The organism is Eleftheria terrae, assembly GCF_030419005.1.
GTDB lineage: Bacteria > Pseudomonadota > Gammaproteobacteria > Burkholderiales > Burkholderiaceae_C > Caldimonas > Caldimonas terrae.
This window is the reverse complement of record NZ_CP106951.1, coordinates 62,433-79,799: the sequence shown is the minus strand read 5'-3', so window position 1 is coordinate 79,799 and position 17,367 is coordinate 62,433. Positions and strand designations below refer to the sequence as shown.

General features: G+C 67.3%; 15 protein-coding genes and 1 tRNA gene. 7 read left to right on the top strand and 9 right to left on the bottom strand.

Features of this window, described 5'->3' with window-relative positions:
- The first annotated feature begins 4 nt into the window (after nucleotides 1–4).
- Nucleotides 5–1,951 (top strand): glucokinase, encoded by a 1,947-nt coding sequence (glk, locus tag N7L95_RS00720; protein ID WP_301257906.1) that lies wholly within the window; start codon nucleotides 5–7, stop codon nucleotides 1,949–1,951.
- Nucleotides 1,952–2,025: 74 nt separating this feature from the next.
- Here glk and N7L95_RS00715 read toward each other — a convergent pair whose 3' ends face one another.
- Together N7L95_RS00715 and N7L95_RS00710 are read right to left on the bottom strand one after the other, a co-directional pair.
- Nucleotides 2,026–2,412, bottom strand: a complete 387-nt coding sequence (locus tag N7L95_RS00715) for a hypothetical protein (RefSeq protein WP_301257905.1) — start codon at nucleotides 2,410–2,412, stop codon at nucleotides 2,026–2,028.
- 169 nt (nucleotides 2,413–2,581) lie between these two features.
- A complete protein-coding gene (locus tag N7L95_RS00710; RefSeq protein WP_301257904.1) occupies nucleotides 2,582–4,849 on the bottom strand; it encodes an arginine/lysine/ornithine decarboxylase in 2,268 nt (755 codons plus the stop codon).
- A 179-nt stretch (nucleotides 4,850–5,028) separates the two neighbouring features.
- Between N7L95_RS00710 and N7L95_RS00705 the strand changes: the two genes are divergently transcribed.
- The 3 genes from N7L95_RS00705 to N7L95_RS00695 all read left to right on the top strand — a co-directional run bounded on the left by N7L95_RS00705 (nucleotide 5,029) and on the right by N7L95_RS00695 (nucleotide 6,668).
- Complete coding sequence (locus N7L95_RS00705) at nucleotides 5,029–5,475, top strand: NfeD family protein (RefSeq protein WP_301257903.1); 447 nt, start codon at nucleotides 5,029–5,031, stop codon at nucleotides 5,473–5,475.
- Between the two features lie 14 nt (nucleotides 5,476–5,489).
- Nucleotides 5,490–6,419: an SPFH domain-containing protein gene (locus N7L95_RS00700; protein WP_301257902.1), complete on the top strand. Its 930-nt coding sequence runs from the start codon at nucleotides 5,490–5,492 to the stop codon at nucleotides 6,417–6,419.
- A 158-nt stretch (nucleotides 6,420–6,577) separates the two neighbouring features.
- Nucleotides 6,578–6,668 (top strand) — tRNA-Ser (locus N7L95_RS00695).
- Between the two features lie 154 nt (nucleotides 6,669–6,822).
- On the opposite strand, the gene N7L95_RS00690 is transcribed toward N7L95_RS00695, so the two are convergent.
- The 3 genes from N7L95_RS00690 to N7L95_RS00680 all read right to left on the bottom strand — a co-directional run bounded on the left by N7L95_RS00690 (nucleotide 6,823) and on the right by N7L95_RS00680 (nucleotide 8,976).
- Nucleotides 6,823–7,242, bottom strand: a complete 420-nt coding sequence (locus N7L95_RS00690; protein ID WP_301257901.1) for a PRC-barrel domain-containing protein — start codon at nucleotides 7,240–7,242, stop codon at nucleotides 6,823–6,825.
- A gap of 434 nt (nucleotides 7,243–7,676) precedes the next feature.
- Nucleotides 7,677–7,919: a hypothetical protein gene (locus N7L95_RS00685; protein WP_301257900.1), complete on the bottom strand. Its 243-nt coding sequence runs from the start codon at nucleotides 7,917–7,919 to the stop codon at nucleotides 7,677–7,679.
- Nucleotides 7,920–7,929: 10 nt separating this feature from the next.
- Nucleotides 7,930–8,976 (bottom strand): hypothetical protein, encoded by a 1,047-nt coding sequence (locus tag N7L95_RS00680; RefSeq protein WP_301257899.1) that lies wholly within the window; start codon nucleotides 8,974–8,976, stop codon nucleotides 7,930–7,932.
- Between the two features lie 468 nt (nucleotides 8,977–9,444).
- On the opposite strand from N7L95_RS00680, the gene N7L95_RS00675 reads away from it, so the two are divergent.
- Nucleotides 9,445–11,157: a cation:proton antiporter domain-containing protein gene (locus N7L95_RS00675; protein ID WP_301257898.1), complete on the top strand. Its 1,713-nt coding sequence runs from the start codon at nucleotides 9,445–9,447 to the stop codon at nucleotides 11,155–11,157.
- Nucleotides 11,158–11,357: 200 nt separating this feature from the next.
- Here the strand turns inward: N7L95_RS00675 and N7L95_RS00670 are convergent, their stop codons facing one another.
- From N7L95_RS00670 to N7L95_RS00655, 4 genes are all read right to left on the bottom strand, one after another.
- Nucleotides 11,358–12,497 carry a branched-chain amino acid ABC transporter substrate-binding protein gene (locus tag N7L95_RS00670; protein WP_301257897.1) on the bottom strand — a complete coding sequence of 380 codons (1,140 nt, stop codon included), beginning with the start codon at nucleotides 12,495–12,497 and terminating at the stop codon, nucleotides 11,358–11,360.
- 242 nt (nucleotides 12,498–12,739) lie between these two features.
- A complete protein-coding gene (locus tag N7L95_RS00665; protein ID WP_301257896.1) occupies nucleotides 12,740–13,123 on the bottom strand; it encodes a DUF2486 family protein in 384 nt (127 codons plus the stop codon).
- A gap of 59 nt (nucleotides 13,124–13,182) precedes the next feature.
- Nucleotides 13,183–13,608 carry a DNA polymerase III subunit chi gene (locus N7L95_RS00660; RefSeq protein ID WP_301257895.1) on the bottom strand — a complete coding sequence of 142 codons (426 nt, stop codon included), beginning with the start codon at nucleotides 13,606–13,608 and terminating at the stop codon, nucleotides 13,183–13,185.
- Nucleotides 13,609–13,634: 26 nt separating this feature from the next.
- Nucleotides 13,635–15,095, bottom strand: coding sequence for a leucyl aminopeptidase (locus N7L95_RS00655; RefSeq protein WP_301257894.1), 1,461 nt, complete (start codon nucleotides 15,093–15,095; stop codon nucleotides 13,635–13,637).
- 26 nt (nucleotides 15,096–15,121) lie between these two features.
- On the opposite strand from N7L95_RS00655, the gene lptF reads away from it, so the two are divergent.
- A complete protein-coding gene (lptF, locus tag N7L95_RS00650) occupies nucleotides 15,122–16,222 on the top strand; it encodes an LPS export ABC transporter permease LptF (RefSeq protein WP_301257893.1) in 1,101 nt (366 codons plus the stop codon).
- Between the two features lie 17 nt (nucleotides 16,223–16,239).
- Entirely contained in the window at nucleotides 16,240–17,364 is a 1,125-nt protein-coding gene (gene lptG, locus N7L95_RS00645) for an LPS export ABC transporter permease LptG (RefSeq protein ID WP_301257892.1), read from the top strand.
- The last annotated feature ends 3 nt before the right edge of the window (nucleotides 17,365–17,367 follow it).

The window sequence follows — 17,367 nt, the reverse complement described above, 5'->3', positions numbered from 1 at the left end:
TTCCATGCCTGCAATTCATCTTTCTTCATCCGTGCTTGCCGCGGCTTCCGACGTGCTGCCCAGCGTGTCGCTGGAGCGTGAGATGGCGAGCTATCACGCCCCCTATCCAGAGCCGCGGCTGCTGGCCGACATTGGCGCCACCTATGCCCGCTTCTGCCTGGAGCAGGTCGGCGGCCGGTTCGACTACGTCACCGTGCTGCCTTGCACCGACTATTCCGGCTTCATTGCGGTGATGCAGGCCTACCTCGAATCGCTGCCCGGCCCCGGCCCCCGCCCCCGTCATGCGGCGGTGGCCATCGCCAACCCGATCGAAGGCGACTGGGTGCGCATGACCAACCGCGACTGGGCCTTCTCCATCGCGGAGGCCCAGCGCGCGCTCGGGCTGGCAACCCTGTTGGTGGTGAACAACTTCACCGCGCTGGCCATGTCGCTGCCCAAGGTCGGCCCGGAAGGGCGCGAGCAGGTGGGCGGCGGCGAGCCGCAGCCGCACGGCGTGATCGGCCTGCTCGGCCCCGGCACCGGGCTGGGCGTGTCAGGTTTGGTGCCCACCGGCGATCGTTGGACCACGCTGGCCACCGAAGGCGGCCACGTCAGCTTCTCGCCGGCCGACGAGCGTGAGCTGAAGGTGCTGAGCCATGCCTGGAAGTCGCTGCCGCATGTGTCGGCCGAGCGGCTGGTGTCCGGACCGGGGCTCGAGATCATCTACCAGGCGCTGACCCAGGGCGTCGCCGACGCGGCGCCGGGCTTGAGCACGGCCGACATCGTGCAGCGCGCGATCCAGAAGCTTTGCCGCTGGTGCATGGAAGCCGTGGACTGCTTCTGCAACATGCTGGGCACGGTCGCCTCCAACCTGGCGTTGACGCTGGGCGCCACCGGCGGCATCTACATCGGCGGCGGCATCGTGCCGCGCCTGGGCAGCGCCTTCCTGGCCTCCGGCTTCCGCGAGCGTTTCGAAGCCAAGGGACGGTTCTCCGGCTATGTCTCGCGCATTCCCACCTATGTGCTGACGGCCGAGAACTCCGTCTTCCACGGCGTGTCCTCGCTGCTGGCCGAGCACGTGCCGGCCAGCGAAGGCGGCAACCCGCTGATGGACCGGGTGCGCCAGGCGCGCGGCACGCTGTCGCCCGCGGAGCGTCGGGTGGCCGATTTCGTGCTGGAGAACCCGCGCACGGTGCTGAACGACGCCATCGCGGTGATTGCCCAGATGGCCGAAGTGAGCCAGCCGACCGTGATCCGCTTCTGCCGCTCGCTGGGTTTCCAGGGGCTGGCCGACTTCAAGCTCAAGCTGGCCTCCGGCCTGACCGGCAACATTCCCGTGCAACGCACCCAGGTGCGGCGGCAGGACGCCACGCCCGACCTGTGCGCCAAGGTGCTGGACAACACCATCTCGGCCATCGTGCAGTTTCGCGAGTCGCTCAATGTTGACGCGGTGGACCGGGCCATCGGCGTGCTGCGCGAGGCCAAGCGGGTGGAGTTCTACGCGATGGGCAATTCCGGCGTGGTGGCGATCGACGCGCAGCACAAGCTGTTCCGCTTCCGCATTCCATCGGTGGCGCACACCGATGCATCGATGCAGTCGATGGCCGCCGAGTTGCTGGGGCCTCAGGACGTGGCGGTGTTCATCTCCAGCTCGGGCCAGCCACCGGAGCTGGTGCGAGCGGCCGGCATCGCGCAGGAGCGCGGCGCGGCAGTGATCTGCATCACGTCCAGCAAGTCACCGCTGGCGCGCAAGGCCACCGTGTGCATTCCGGTGGACCATGGCGAGGAAGGCTCGACCTTCATCTCGATGATCTCGCGCATCCTGCACCTGCTGGTGGTCGACATGGTGTCGGTCGGCGTGGCGGTGCGGCGCGAACCCGGCGGCAGCATGCCGCGGCTGGGTGGCAGCTCCGCCTCTGGCGAGGCTGGCGGGCGAGCAGCCGCCGGCGTCCTGATCTCCCACGTGGAGTAAGGCCGGCGGCGCGCGGCCCCGGGATACCGCCTGCGCGGCGGCGGCCGCAAGGCGCCGGCCCTCGCGTTGCGCGCTCAGCGCAGCTTGTCGTTCTTGCGAACTTCTTCCACCAGCTTCTGTGCCATGTCGGCGGCCGCACGGCGCGCCGACAGAGAGAAGTCGCTCTTGAACTCGTCGAACTCGGCCGCGCCCTGGCCAACGGCCTTCACCTGGGTGACCGGCGTGCCGGAGGCGTCCGTCACCGTGCAGGCGACCTCGGCCGTGAACTTGGTGGGCGGCCAGGTGAAGGGCGACGGGGAACTGGAGGCGGTGGTGATCTCGGGCTTGAACACATACGCCACATCGGCCTTGCGGATGGCTTCGGCATCGTTCGCCGACGCCAGCACCGTCACGTCCTGGTAGACGGAGCGCAGGGCGGCTCGGATGGCCTTTTCCAGATCGCGGTAGGGGAAGTAGCTCACCTTGTCACCGCCACCGCCCGGCGTGGTGACCTCCTTGGCGCGGCCTCACCTCGGCGGCGGCCGGCGCTTTCATGTCACGCCTGTCGGCCCGACCATGCAGGCGGTGCCCCATGAAAAAAGCCCGCCGGCAGTGGCGGGCTTCGCAGGGGCAGCCGCAGCGCGGCCAGCCTCAGTCCTGCTTCACGCAATCGACGTAGTACACATCGTCGCCGTTCTCGTCCACCTGCTCCACCAGGCCGTGCACATCGGTGTCAAAGCCAGGGAACTTGCGGTTGAACTCGCGCGCGAAGCGCAGGTAGTCGACGATCTTCTTGTTGAAGCGTTCGCCCGGGATCAGCAGCGGAATGCCCGGCGGGTACGGCGTCAGCAGCGAGGTCGTGATGCGGCCTTCCAGCAGGTCGATCTCGACCCGCTCGGTCTCGCGGTGGGCGATGCGCGCATAGGCGTCGCTCGGTTTCATGGCCGGCTGCAGGTCCGAGAGGTACATCTCGGTGGTCAGGCGCGCGATGTCGCCCTTGGCATACATCTCGTGGATGCTCTGGCACAGGTCGCGCAGCCCCACTCGCTCGTAGCGCGGATGGCTGGCACAGAACTCCGGCAGGATGCGCCACATCGGCTGGTTCTTGTCGTAGTCGTCCTTGAACTGCTGCAGCGCAGTCAGCAGCGTGTTCCAGCGGCCCTTGGTGATGCCGATGGTGAACATGATGAAGAAGGAGTAGAGCCCCGTCTTCTCGACGATGACACCGTGCTCCGCCAGGTACTTGGTGACGATGCTGGCCGGGATGCCCGTCTTGGCGAAGCAGCCGTTCAGGTCCAGCCCCGGCGTCACCACCGTCGACTTGATCGGGTCGAGCATGTTGAAGCCCTCGGCCAGCTGGCCGAAGCCGTGCCACTTGGCATCGCCCTTGATGATCCAGTCCTCGCGCTCGCCGATGCCGGTGCTGGCGAGCTCGTCCGGGCCCCACACCTTGAACCACCAGTCGTTGCCGAACTCCTTCTCGACCTTGCGCATGGCACGGCGGAAGTCGAGCGCCTCGCGGATGCTCTCCTCCACCAGCGCGGTGCCGCCGGGCGGCTCCATCATGGCCGCCGCCACGTCGCAGGACGCGATGATCGCGTACTGCGGCGAGGTCGAGGTGTGCATCAGGTAGGCCTCGTTGAAGAGATGGCGGTCGAGCTTGCGCATGTGCGAGTCCTGCACCAGGATCTGCGAGGCCTGGCTCAGGCCCGCCAGCATCTTGTGCGTGGACTGCGTCGAGAACACCAGCGAATGCTGCGTGCGCGCCCGGTCCTTGCCCATCGCGTGCATGCCGCTGTAGAAGTCGTGGAAGGCCGCATGTGGCAGCCACGCTTCGTCGAAGTGCAGCGTGTCGATGTAGCCGTCGGTCATCGACTTGATGGTCTCGGTGTTGTAGAGCACGCCGTCGTAGGTGCTCTGCGTCAGCGTCAGGATGCGCGGCTTCACGCTCTTGGCATCCACGCCCTTGAGCAGCGGGTTGGCCGCGATCTTGCGCTCGATCGACTCGCGGCTGAACTCGCTCTGCGGGATCGGCCCGATGATGCCGTAGTGGTTGCGGGTCGGCGTCAGGAACACCGGCACCGCGCCTGCCATGATGATGGCGTGCAGGTTGGACTTGTGGCAGTTGCGGTCCACCACCACCACGTCGCCCGGCGCCACCGTGTGGTGCCACACCATCTTGTTGGAGGTGGACGTACCGTTGGTGACGAAGAAGCAGTGGTCCGCGTTGAAGATGCGCGCCGCGTTGCGCTCGGAGGCGGCCACCGGGCCGGTGTGGTCCAGCAGCTGGCCCAGCTCCTCTACTGCGTTGCAGACGTCCGCGCGCAGCATGTTCTCGCCGAAGAACTGGTGGAACATCTGGCCGATCGGGCTCTTCAGGAACGCAACGCCACCCGAATGCCCCGGGCAGTGCCAGGAGTAGGAGCCGTCCTGCGCGTACTCCACCAGCGCACGGAAGAACGGCGGCGCCAGCGAGTCGAGGTAGCTGCGCGCTTCACGAATGATGTGCCGGGCGACGAACTCCGGCGTGTCCTCGAACATGTGAATGAAGCCGTGCAGCTCCTTCAGGACGTCGTTCGGGATGTGCTGGGAGGTGCGCGTCTCGCCATAGAGGTAGATCGGCATCTCGGCATTCTTGAAGCGGATCTCGCTGACGAAGGCACGCAGGTTCTTCAGCGCGACGTCCACCTCCTCGTTCGAGCCGGCACCGAATTCCTCGTCGTCGATCGACAGGATGAAGGCGCTGGCCCGGCTCTGCTGCTGTGCGAACTGCGACAGGTCGCCGTAGCTGGTGACGCCCAGCACTTCGAAGCCTTCTTTCTCGATGGCCTCGGCCAGGGCGCGGATGCCCAGTCCCGACGCGTTTTCCGAGCGGAAATCTTCGTCGATGATCACGATGGGAAAGCGAAAACGCATCATGGGGCAGCCTCCGGCGGCGGGGGGTCGAAAAATGAAGCGCGAAGTGTAGAGCTTCCGCCTCGTCCCCGTGACGTCTGTTCGCAGCAAACAACATGCGCGGCGCGCCGGGCGCCCGGTCGCGCCGGCGCTGGGCCGGCAGGGGGCGTCGTACACTCGGGCCGCACAGGGGGAACACGGAAATGGAACTGGGTGCATCAACCGCCTGGTGGGTGGCCGCCGGCCTGGCGGTTGCGCTCGAACTTGCCACCGGCACTTTCTATCTGCTGATGCTGGCCCTTGGCCTGGCGGCCGGGGCGCTGGCCAGCCATGCGGGCCTGGCGGTGCCCGCACAGCTCGTGGTGGCCGCCGCAGCCGGCAGCGCCGCCGTACTGGCCTGGCGCTGGCGGCGCCCGGCCCAGCAGGGCGGCCGATCCCCGCAGGCCGACCCGGGGGTCAACATCGACATCGGCCAGCGAGTGTCAGTGCCGGCCTGGAGCGGCCACACTGCCCGCGTGAGCTACCGTGGCGCCGCCTGGTCGGTGCGCTACGCCGGCAGCGACGAGCCGGCCCCCGGCGAGTTCGTGATCCTGGCCCTCGAGGCGAACACCCTGGTCGTCGAGCGGGCGGACCGCGTCACTCACTCATGAATGGAAACCTTGCCATGGAATACATTGCCGGCGTCGCCCTGTTGATCGCCGCCATCTTCGTGATCCGCTCGCTGAAGGTCGTGCCCCAGCAGCACGCCTGGGTGGTGGAGCGCCTGGGCCGCTACCACTCCACGCTGACACCCGGCCTGAGCATCCTGGTGCCCTTCGTCGACCGGGTGGCCTACAAGCACTCGCTCAAGGAGATCCCGCTAGACGTGCCCAGCCAGGTCTGCATCACGCGCGACAACACGCAGCTCACGGTGGACGGCATCCTCTACTTCCAGGTGACCGACGCGATGCGGGCCAGCTACGGCTCCTCCAACTACCTGGTCGCCATCACCCAGCTGGCGCAGACCACCTTGCGCTCGGTGATCGGCAAGATGGAACTCGACAAGACCTTCGAGGAGCGGGACGCCATCAACGCCGCGGTGGTCAACGCGCTGGACGAGGCGGCGCTGAACTGGGGAGTGAAGGTGCTGCGCTACGAAATCAAGGATCTCACGCCCCCGAACGAGATCCTGCGCTCGATGCAGCAGCAGATCACCGCGGAGCGGGAGAAGCGGGCGTTGATCGCTGCCTCCGAGGGCCGCAAGCAGGAGCAGATCAACATCGCCACCGGCGAACGCGAAGCCTTCATCGCCAAGTCCGAAGGCGAGAAGCAGGCGGCCATCAACCGGGCGCAGGGCGAAGCCGAAGCCATCATTGCGGTGGCCACCGCCTCGGCGCAGGCCATCGACCGCATCGCCGCCGCAATCCGCGAGCCGGGGGGCGCCGAGGCAGTCAACCTGAAGGTCGCCGAAAAGGCGCTGGAAGCGTATGCCGAGCTCGCGCAGAAGACCAACACGATGATCGTGCCGGGCAACATGAGCGAGGTGTCGGCGCTGATTGGCACCGCGATGACGCTGCTGAAGAAGACGCCCGCACCGGGAAGCACCCCCCGCTAGCCGCGCCTGCGGCGGCGTGAAAGCACCTGCGCCGCTGCCCTTCCTCGCAAATCTTCCGCAACTTGCGCGGGCCGGTGCAAAATTGCTGCGATGTGCTGCTAGAATGGCGGGCTTCGCAGCAATGCTGCGGCCGGCCCCAGATGCCGGACCCGAATTCTGGAGAGATGGATGAGTGGTTTAAGTCGCACGCCTGGAAAGCGTGTGTGGGTTAATAGCCCACCGCGGGTTCGAATCCCGCTCTCTCCGCCACACCTTGCGGCCTTTCAAGGCAGATCTGCTGAACGCTCCAGCCACATCCTTGAAGCGTTGCACTGACCCACGGCCCCGCACGGGGCCGTTCGCTTTTGTGCGCTGCGGCCCTCCCGCAGCCTGCGCACCCGCTGTCCCGCGATCCCCGCCGTCCTCAAGCGGCATACTCGAACTTCGGCAAGGCCTTGAGCGATTCACGGCTCGCACCGGGCAGCACCGCCTTGGGCGCGATGTGCTTGAACTGCCTGACGGGAATGGCGACCAGGTGCTTGCCCAGCCCCAGGAAGCCGCCGACATCGATGACCGCGATCGACAGGCTGCCGTCCGGCGCGATCAGCAGATCGTCGACCCGCCCCACCTTCTCGCCCTTCTCGTTGAACACGTCGGCCCGTCTCAGCCGAGACGCGCGGTAGCTGCCCACGAGGAGCTGCGTCTCGGCCACTGAAACCCCAAGGGCCGTCGCCGAGGACTCACCCGCCGCTACCGCAGGCGGCGACTGCGCCTGCAGCGGGTTGCAGAGAAGCAGGCCAGCCAGCACGGTGGCCACGCCGGCGACAGCGGTGATGAACTTCATCGTGGGCCTCCATTGAAAATCCGGGGCCAGGCTGCCGCGCCATCGCTTCATGCCGGTGCCGGCACCCGGCTGCCCTTGCAGCCCTTGCAGCCCATGATGGCACGCCTGCCCTCGCGCTCGACTCAGAGTCCCCGCTTCTGGAACTGCTTCAGCCCGGTTGCGCTCCGCTTTGCTGCAGCGCCACACGCGCCACCGGCGCGGCGACGGTGTACCGGTGCCCACCACACGGGCGCCGGCCTGCCGCCGCGGCAGCGCAGCATGCACCACGCCGCCGCGCTGAGTGCCAAGCACTTCAGATGAACAGGAAAGGCAGCGAGCGGGAACTGTCGCTGTTCAGTTGAAGGAGACCTGTTGCCCGGACTGCTTCAGTTGTTCAGTTGTGCAGGGGACCTGCGACAGCCTCCGCGGACGAGCGTGCCGCGGAGCGGTGGGGTTCACGGGCGGAAGAGCGCAAGGAGATGCCGGGCCAGACCGACCGATTTGTGCCTGGCAACGAACCGTTCGACCGTCTGGTAGCCCAGCACGGGGTCGATGAGGCCGGAGTTGATTCGCCCGACGAAGCGGGCGATGCCGATGTCACGGATCAGTTGTTCGAGCTGCTCGCTCTCGGAGGTCTGGGGCTCTTGGACTTCAGGAGCACCCGACCCGGTTCCCTTGTGAACCATCGCTGGTGACACGATCGTCTCCCTACTTGATCAGAGCGACTTCGTGTGCTCTACCGCGCAGTGTATGCGCAATGAAGGCGATGTAGGGACTGGCTCGCTCGAAGACGATGTTGCCGAAGCCGCCCAGCGCTTGCCGATGGTCTCCCCAGCGCCAGAACCTATACGGTTTTTCACTGTGGACACAGACGACTCCGATGCAACGGTCAACCGCCGATGCCGCATCGGACACGCCCGTGTTCGACGACGGCGCCGGATCGGACACCACGATGGGAATGAAGAGAATGCTCTTGTAGGGCGCCGGCACGCCCGGCGAGGTCGCCCGCACCGGCTTGAATGGCGAGCCTCGTGCCCGGCCGAAATGATGCTCTGCCATCCAGCGCCCGTCGGTGCCGACGTAGTAGGCCAGCAGGCGATGCGCGTCCACCGGGCGTCGGGTGGGACGACTGGTGTCGGTGCGCGCGAGCACCTCCATGCGCTGGCCCGTGGGGTCGGAGAAGACCAGCAGGGTCGCATCGGTGCCCTTGCCGCCACTGTCGCCGATCAGTTCACAGACCTCGTAGCGCAGGGCCTCCAGCACCTCGCGCAGGGAGGCCTCCACCACGCCGAGCCCGTCATGGGCCGGATTGAGCGGCAGCCGCCGCACCGCGCCGACGAAGTACTTGTAAGCCAGCCGGCGGTCCGCCCGTGGGCTGCGGCGTCGCCAACTGTCGAGCAGCTTCGGCGCGCCCACCACCAGCACCCCCAGGCCCATGAAGAAGTAGTCGAGGCTGTCCAGGTTCTGGAAGATCTGAAGAATGGCCTCCCAGCCATCCGCAGCATTGGCCGGCTGTACCTCGTGGTTGTAGGTCTTGCGCATGAAGACCGACAGGGAAGCAGCACCTGCCAGCAACAGGGCCCTTAGCAGCACGATGGCCGCGCCCGCGAAGGTGATGCCGCGCGTGCTCCCGACCAGGTCGGGCAGTGTGCGGTGCCACAGCCCGGCGGCGGCCTCGCGCCACCCGCCGGCTCTGTCGAGCCGCGAGCAGACGTAGGCTCGGGCCTCGCGCTGGAACTGGTCCGCTCTTGACATGCTTGCTCCCCGAGTGGGCCCAGTGCCCGGCCCGACAACTGCCTTGGTGGCCGCAAGGAAACTTGTGCGCGACGGCGCTGTGTCGCCACCTGCGATTTCCGCTTGCCCCGGCCACTCACGCCACTGGCAGCAACTGCAGGTCCCGCCTCGCCGCACCGCGGCCGGCCCTGCACGGGCAGGAACATGCCTGGCTTGCCATACATCGAATAGGTATCGGAGGCCTTGCCGGATATAAGCTCTGTTGGCGCGCGTTACCGGCAGGCACAGCGAGTCACACCACTCGTCGCTCCGCACCAAAGGACAGGAGGCACGCTGGCTTGACGGACAGGATGGCGCACCACAGTCCTGCAGGGGCGGCCGGGCCGGCATTCTGCCGGGGCGGTGTAAAGGGTGCGAAACCGCGCCGGGCTTCCCGCTTCGCCCCGCCATTCACGCGCATATCCACCCGGTACAAAGGAGACACGGCAGGTGCCGCACAACATCAGCTTGATCACCACCATCGCGGCAGCCTTCGGCCTCGCCCTGGTCTTCGGATTCATCGCCGCGCGGCTGCGCTTGCCGCCGTTGGTGGGCTACCTGCTCGCCGGCATCCTCATCGGGCCGGCCACGCCAGGCTATGTGGCCGACAGCGGCATCGCCAGCCAGTTGGCCGAGATCGGCGTGATGCTGCTGATGTTCGGCGTGGGCCTTCACTTTTCCCTGGACGACCTGTTGAAGGTGCGGCGTATCGCCCTGCCAGGCGCGGTGGTGCAGATGGCGGTGGCCACCGCGCTCGGCGCGGCCGTGGCGGTGTCATGGGGGTGGCCGGCCGGGGGGGCGCTGGTGTTCGGCCTGTCGCTGTCGGTGGCAAGCACGGTGGTCTTGCTCAAGGCGCTGGAAAGCCGCAATGCGCTGGAGTCGTTCAATGGCCGCATCGCCATCGGCTGGCTGGTGGTGGAAGACCTCGCCATGGTGCTCGTGCTGGTGCTGCTGCCGCCCCTGGCGGGTGTCCTGCAGGGCGGCACCGATCTGGCCGTGGCCGGCGCGCAGCCGCTGTGGCGCACGCTGGGCACGACCCTGCTGGGCGTGGTGGGCTTCGTGGCCTTTATGCTGGTGGTCGGGCGTCGGGTGTTCCCCTGGCTGCTGTGGCAGGTGGCCAAGACGGGCTCGCGGGAGCTGTTCACGCTGTGCGTGGTGGCGGCCGCGGTCAGCATCGCCTATGGCTGCGCCGAGCTGTTCGGCGTGTCCTTCGCGCTGGGCGCCTTCTTCGCGGGCATGGTGCTGCGCGAGTCGGAGTTCAGCCATCGGGCAGCCGAGGAAACGCTGCCGCTGCGCGATGCCTTTGCGGTGCTGTTTTTCGTCTCGGTGGGCATGTTGTTCGACCCGGCCGTGCTGCTGGAGCAGCCCCTGCAGGTGCTCGCGGTGGTCGCCATCATCGTGCTCGGCAAGTCCCTGGCGGCGGCCCTGCTGGTGATGGCCTTCGGCTACCCCCTGACCACGGCGCTCACCGTGTCGGCGAGCCTGGCGCAGATCGGCGAGTTCTCCTTCATCCTGGCCGGCCTCGGGCTGCAGTTGCGCCTGCTGGACAACGATGGACACAGCCTGATCCTTGCGGGCGCCTTGATTTCGATTGCGGCCAATCCGCTGGTGTTCGGCACAGTGGGGCCGATGCTGCGCTGGGTCCGGTCACGGCCCGGCCTGGCCCAGGCGCTCGAGCGCCCGGATGACCCGCTGGCCGAACTGCCGCTGAGCACTGACCGCAAATACCTGTCGAAGCAGGTGATCCTGGTGGGTTATGGCCGGGTGGGCCGGCAAGTCGCGCAGGCGCTCACCGAGCGGCATATTCCCTTTGTCGTGGCTGACGAGAACCGTGAGCTGGTGGAACGGCTGCGGGCCGAGGGGCTGCCGGCAGTGTCGGGCAATGCCACCGAGCCGGCAGTGCTGATCCAGGCGCATGTGGCCGAGGCACGCATGCTGGTGATCGCCACGCCCGACACCATCGACGTGCGCCGCATGGTGGAGACCGCCCGCAGCCTCAACCCGGCCATCGAGGTGGTGCTGCGCGGGCACAACGAGGAAGAAGCCGAACTGTTGGCCGATGCGCAGCTCAACCGGGTTTTTCTCGGTGAGACCGAGCTGGCCCGGGCGATCTCGCGGCATGTCATCGAGCGCATCGAGGCCGCGCCGCAGCCGGCGCATTGACCGGAACGCGCGCAGCGGGCGGCCGCCCGGGAGGCAGCGCGAAGCGCAAGTTGCGCGGCTGCCGGACGAAGGAAGCGAAGGCCTCGCCGGCCGGGGCAGCGAACGGCGCGCAAGCCCTTGCCGCCTCACCGCCAGACAAACAAAAAGGGCGTCCTTGCGGACGCCCTCGAGGCTGCAGTGAGCCGTATGTATCGCTGTGATCAGCGCACCACGGCGAGCTGCTCGCGCTGGCCTGCCTTGTAAGTGTACAGCGTCAGCGCACCGTTCTTGATGTCGCCCTTGTTGTCGAAGCTGATCGTGCCGGTCACGCCCTTGAAGCCTTCGGTCTTGGCCAGCACCGGCAGGTACTTGGCGGGGTCGGCAGAGCCGGCCTTCACCATGGCAGCCACCATCACGTTGACCGAGTCGTAGACGTAAGGCGCGTAGATCTGCACGTCGGCATTGAACTTCTTCTTGAACGTGGCCTTGAAGTCGTCCATGGCCTTCTTCTGCTCGCCTTCCACACCACCGGCTTCGGCGCAGATGACCTGGCTGTCGGTGATGGTGCCGGCGGCCAGCTTGGGCAGCTCGCCGGTGCAGATGCCGTCGCCGCCCATGAACTTGGCGGTGATGCCCAGCGACTTCATCTGGCGCAGCATCGGGCCGGCCACGGCATCCATGCCGCCGTAGAAGATGATGTCGGGCTTCTTGGCCTTGATGGAGGTCAGGATGGCGGTGAAGTCGGTGGCCTTGTCGTTGGTGAACTCGCGGCCGACGACCTTGCCGCCCGCGCCCTTGACGCCCTTCTCGAACTCGTCGGCCACGCCCTGCCCGTAGGCGGTGCGGTCATCGATCACCGCAATGGTCGCGCCCTTCAGTTGCGACACGGCGTAGCGGCCCAGCGTGCCGCCCAGGTGCACGTCATCGGCCACCGTGCGGAAGGTGGTCTTGAAGCCCTGGCGGGTGTAGCGCGGGTTGGTCGCAGACGGGGAGATCTGCGGAATGCCTGCGTCGCTGTAGATCTTGGAGGCCGGGATGGTGGTGCCGGAATTCAGGTGGCCCACCACGCCGTTGACCTTGGAGTCGACCAGCTTCTGGGCGGCTGCGGTGCCTTGCTTGGGGTCGCCTGCATCGTCTTCGGCCAGCAGTTCGAACTTGACCTTCTTGCCGCCGATGGTCACGCCCTTCGCGTTCAGCTCATCGACCGCCATGCGGGCGCCCAATTCGTTGTCCTTGCCCAGGTGCGCAATACCGCCGCTGGTCGGACCGACGTGGCCGATACGGACCACTTCCTGTGCCAGGGCCGTACCGGCCAGGGCCAGGGCTGCCGCACCCACGATCAGGTTCATTTTGAATTGCATGAATAGCCTCCTAGCTTGAAAGTTGAGATTTGGATGAATGACTCAACGGGCGGAACAATACTCGAAAAAAAACCGCGCCTCCTGCGGGAATCCTCTAGGAAAACCCGGATCAGGGCGGTCAACCGCAGGTTTGCATCTGCGTTGGTCCGAGCGACAGGAGCCGCGAGTAAGCAAGAGGCAGACCAGCCGCGCAAATGCTGCACGGCATTCGTGAAAAGGTTCACAACCCAGGCTGGGCAGGGCTAGCGGCCGCGCTGGCGGGCCAGTTCCTGGGCCACGGCGCGGGCCACGACATCCCGCAAGGTGGCGGCCAATTCAACGCGCGTATCACGTATCAGTTGGTCTGCCATGCGGGCAAGTGCGGGGGTCAGAGTTTCCCGCAGCCGATATTCGAGCATCATGTCGACCTGCCGCTGCAGATCGACCAGCACGCGCTGGGTGATTTGCTCTTCACCCCCCGGCAGCATATATGCCGGCACCGGCGCCGCTTCCAATGCGGCTGGCATGGCGGGCGGCGCCAGGGTAGGCCCCGATAAAGGGGCATCAAGCGCTTCCGGCGGTGTCAGTTGCACCACTTCGGTGAGTGTGGGCACCTGCCGCTGAGGCGACGCCTTGGCCTGGCTCATGCGGCGGCACCCTTCCCGAAACTGCTCATTGCGATTTCCTCAGACAGAGGGGCGTCCACTCAGGCGCCCACTTCGAATTTCTGGATTGCGTAGCCGCGATCGGCATAGTGTTTCCAACGCTGCCGGCCCGACAGGCGGTCGGATTCGTCGTTGCTCACGACCTCGATCAGGCGATCGAAGCGCTCAAAGCCCTCCGGCACCTCACCCCCCAGGTTCACCAGCACGGCATGGTGCGGCACCTCGGCCGCGCGCGCTGCCAGCCACACGCGGGTATGGCGGCCCAGCCGGCCCTCGGCCTGCCGGGTGGCGGCATGCGGCAAGAATTCAAGCGGATCGAAGCACCACAAGGCCCGGTCGAGCTCGCCGAGCAACGCAGCCGGACCGACCACGCCCACCGATGCATCGCTGCGGTAGGCCTTGCGCAGCAGGCGGCAAGCGTAGGCGAGCTTGTCGGGAATGTTGAAGTGGAAAGAAATCTCCGTCATCGGCAGCGCACGCGTCGCCTGCGGGCTCAACGCGCCTGGCTCAGCACATAGTGGGTCAGCAGGGGCACCGGCCGGCCGGTGGCGCCCTTGGCGGCCCCACCCTTCCAGGCGGACCCGGCAATATCAAGGTGGGCCCAGCGGTACTTGCCGGTGAACTTGCGCAGGAACATCGCCGCCGTGATGGCGCCACCCGCGCGGCCGCCCACATTGCCCATGTCGGCGAAGTTGCTCTTCAGCGCCTCGTCGTATTCCTCGTCGAGCGGCAAGCGCCAGCACGGATCCTGGGCGGCCTCGCCGCTGGCCAGCAAGGCCTGGGCGAGTTCGTCGTCGGCACTGAAGAGGCCGGAGCGGTGGTTGCCCAGCGCGACCACGCAGGCACCGGTCAAGGTGGCCACGTCGATGACCACCGCCGGCTTGAAGCGCTCCACATAGGTCAGCGCGTCGCACAGGATCAACCGGCCTTCGGCATCGGTGTTCAGGATCTCGATGGTCTGGCCCGACATGCTGGTGACCACGTCACCCGGCTTGGTGGCCCGGCCGTCGGGCATGTTCTCGCAGGCGGGGATGACGCCGACGACGTTCACCTTCGGCTTGAGCTCGGCGACGGCCCGCAGCGTGCCGAGCACGCTCGCCGCCCCGCTCATGTCGAACTTCATCTCGTCCATCTCGGCCGCCGGCTTGATGGAGATGCCACCGGTGTCGAAGGTGATGCCCTTGCCCACCAGCACCACCGGCGCCTGGGTGCGTGCCGCACCGTCATAGCGCAGCACGATGAAGCGCAGCGGCTCCTCGGAGCCGCGCGAGACGGCGAGGAAGGCGCCCATGCCCAGCTTCTCGACGGCCTTGCGGTCCAGCACCTCGACCTTCAGGCCATGGGTCTTGGCCAGGGCCTGGGCCTGCTCGGCGAGGAAGGTCGGCGTGCAGTGGTTGCCGGGCCGGTTGGCGCATTCGCGCGCCAGCGTCACGCCAGCGGCCACCGCCTGGCCCAATGCCAGGCCGCGTTGCACCGCCTTGGCGTCGGCCTTCTCGCCGACCAGGCTGATCTTGGCCAGCGGGCCGGCCGGCGGGGCGCTCGGCTTGGTGGCGCGATAGACGTAAGTGGCCTCGCCCACGGCGGCCACCAGTGCCTGCGCGTGTTCGGCGGTGAGCGCCTGTGCATTGGCGCAGACCACACCCACATGCTTGGCGCCGCCGTTCTTCAGCACCGCTGCGGCACTCGCCACGGCAGCCCGGAACGCCTTGGGGCCGGCGTCGGCCGCGGCGGCCCATACCAGGCGCTGCGCCCGCAGGCCCTGTGGGCGGTGCACGTAGAGCGTGCGGCCGGCTTTGAGTTGAAAATCCTTCTGCGCCAGCGCGTCCTTCAGGAGCTGAGCCAGCGTGCCGTCCAGGCCTTGCGACGCCGCCTCGCCGGCCACCACCACGATGAGGGCATCGACGGGCAGCTCGGCAAGGGCGGTGCGGGATGCGGGTAAGAATCTGAAGTCCATAATGTCGTCTTGGCCTGAATGCTTTGATGTTATTCGATTCCTCTGTTCGCCGAGAGCTGGCACGCAGTTTCGGGGCCACCCTCGTGGTGTTGCTGACCATCGTGCTCACGATGATGCTGATCCGCACGCTCGGCCAGGCAGCCAGCGGCGCGGTCGCGCCCCAGCACATCGTGCTGTTGATGGGCTACACGGTGCTCGGCTACCTGCCGATCATCCTGTGCCTGTCGCTGTTCATCGCCATCGTCAGTTCGCTGTCGCGGATGTACCGCGAGAGCGAGATGGCGGTGTGGTTCGCCAGCGGCCTGCCACTGGGCCGCTTCGTGCGGCCGGTGGCCCGGCTGTCGCTGCCGGTGGCGGCCGCGGTGCTGCTGTTGGCCCTGCTCGGCTGGCCCTGGGCCAACCAGCGCAGTGCCGAGTTGCGCGAGCTGTACGAGCGCCGCTCCGACCTGTCCCGCGTGGCGCCCGGGCAATTCCAGACTTCCAGCGACGGCCGGCGGGTGTTTTTCGTCGAGCGCAACACCGACGACGGCCGGACCGGCCGCAACGTCTTCGTGCTGATCCGCGGCAAGGACGGTGAATCGGTCACCTCGGCGAGCACCGGGCACATCGAGGTGGTCGACGACAAGCGCTTCCTGGTGCTCGACCGCGGCCAGCGGGTCGACCAGAAGTACGCTTCCGATGAGAAGAACATCGCTCAGTTCGAAAGCTATCGCATCCTGGCCGGCGAGAAGGCGGCGGCCCAGGGCGCCAACCTGCCGCCCAAGGCGCGCAGCACGCTGGACCTGTGGCGCGACGCCAGCCCACGGCATCACGGCGAGCTGGTCTGGCGCATCGGGCTGGCGCTCACCTGCGTCAACCTCACGATCCTGGGCATCGGCCTGTCAGCCGCCAACCCGCGGCGTGGCGGCAGCTGGAACGTGCTGCTGGCCTTTCTCAGCTTCGTCATCTACTTCAACCTGCTGAACCTCAGCCAGGCCTGGGTCGCCAGCGGCAAGCTGCAGCCCTGGGCCGCCCTGCTGGTGATACACGGCAGCGCGGCGGCGCTCGCGGTCGGCCTGCTGCGCTGGCGCCAGCAAGGCGTGGCCGGCTTCTGGTCGCGTGCGGCGCGTGCCGGCGCCGCCACCTGACCCCGGCCTTCCCGCCCATGAAAACCGTTCGCCGACTCATCTACACCGAGGTACTGGCTGCCGTGACGTTTGTCACGGTCGCCTTCCTGGCCCTGTTCTTCTTCATCGACTTCATCGATGAGCTGGAGAAGGTGGGCCGCAACAGCTACCCGGTGGGCAAGGCCGTGCTCTATTGCCTGCTGCAGCTGCCGGGGCGGCTGTACGAGCTGATCCCCATCGCGGTGCTGATCGGCACCATCTACTCGATGGCCCGGCTGGCGCAGTCCTCGGAATTCACCGTGCTGCGCACCAGCGGGCTCGGGCCGGTGGCCGCGCTGCGCCTGCTGATGCAGCTGGCGCTGGGCTTCGCGGTGCTGACCTTCGTGACGGGTGACTACCTGGCCCCCCTGTCGGACCAGCGGGCCGAGCAGTTGCGGGCGGTGGCCCGCGGCAATATCGCCTATGGCCGCACCGGCGCCTGGCTGAAGGACCGGCTGAGCACCCCCGAGGGCGAACGCACCTACTCGGTCCAGCTCACCGCGGCGTCGGTGGACGGCTCGCTGCGCGATGTGCGCATCTACGAGTTCGACCCCAGCGGGCGGCTGGTGTCGTCGGTGTCGGCCGCCACTGGCCGCATCGGGCCCGGGCCGGTGTGGCAGCTGGAGCAGGCCAGCGTGAGCCGCTGGCAGCCGGCCACCACGCCGGACCATGCCCAGGGCGAGCTGGAAGTGCACAACGAAAAACGGCCCAGCTATGAATGGCGCAGTTCGCTGAGCTCCTCGGTGGTGGCCGCCGCGGTGCAGTCACCGAGCCAGATGTCGGCCATGGACCTGTACCGCTATGCCAACCATCTGGCCGGCAACGAGCAGTCCGCCCAGCGCTATGAGATCCAGTTCTGGCGCAAGGCGCTCTATCCGCTGGCCTGCTTCGTGATGATGGCGCTGGCCCTGCCCTTCGCCTATCTGCACAGCCGCTCCGGCGGCATCAGCCTGAAGGTGTTCGGCGGCATCATGCTGGGCATCAGTTTCGTGCTGCTGAACAACGTGGCCAACCACATCGGCCTGCTGCAGGACTGGACGCCGTGGATCGCCGCCGCGGCACCCAGCGCCATCTACTTCGTGCTCTCGCTGCTGGCCTTCAACTGGCTGGTGCGCAACCGCTGACCC

Bases quoted from the DNA above. Each gene is read 5' to 3' on its own strand.
- glk (WP_301257906.1), top strand. From the start codon at position 5: ATGCCTGCAATTCATCTTTCTTCATCCGTGCTTGCCGCGGCTTCCGAC.
- N7L95_RS00710 (WP_301257904.1), bottom strand. From the start codon at position 4,849: ATGATGCGTTTTCGCTTTCCCATCGTGATCATCGACGAAGATTTCCGC.
- N7L95_RS00705 (WP_301257903.1), top strand. From the start codon at position 5,029: ATGGAACTGGGTGCATCAACCGCCTGGTGGGTGGCCGCCGGCCTGGCG.
- N7L95_RS00700 (WP_301257902.1), top strand. From the start codon at position 5,490: ATGGAATACATTGCCGGCGTCGCCCTGTTGATCGCCGCCATCTTCGTG.
- N7L95_RS00690 (WP_301257901.1), bottom strand. From the start codon at position 7,242: ATGAAGTTCATCACCGCTGTCGCCGGCGTGGCCACCGTGCTGGCTGGC.
- N7L95_RS00680 (WP_301257899.1), bottom strand. From the start codon at position 8,976: ATGTCAAGAGCGGACCAGTTCCAGCGCGAGGCCCGAGCCTACGTCTGC.
- N7L95_RS00670 (WP_301257897.1), bottom strand. From the start codon at position 12,497: ATGCAATTCAAAATGAACCTGATCGTGGGTGCGGCAGCCCTGGCCCTG.
- N7L95_RS00665 (WP_301257896.1), bottom strand. From the start codon at position 13,123: ATGAGCCAGGCCAAGGCGTCGCCTCAGCGGCAGGTGCCCACACTCACC.
- N7L95_RS00660 (WP_301257895.1), bottom strand. From the start codon at position 13,608: ATGACGGAGATTTCTTTCCACTTCAACATTCCCGACAAGCTCGCCTAC.
- N7L95_RS00655 (WP_301257894.1), bottom strand. From the start codon at position 15,095: ATGGACTTCAGATTCTTACCCGCATCCCGCACCGCCCTTGCCGAGCTG.
- lptF (WP_301257893.1), top strand. From the start codon at position 15,122: ATGTTATTCGATTCCTCTGTTCGCCGAGAGCTGGCACGCAGTTTCGGG.
- lptG (WP_301257892.1), top strand. From the start codon at position 16,240: ATGAAAACCGTTCGCCGACTCATCTACACCGAGGTACTGGCTGCCGTG.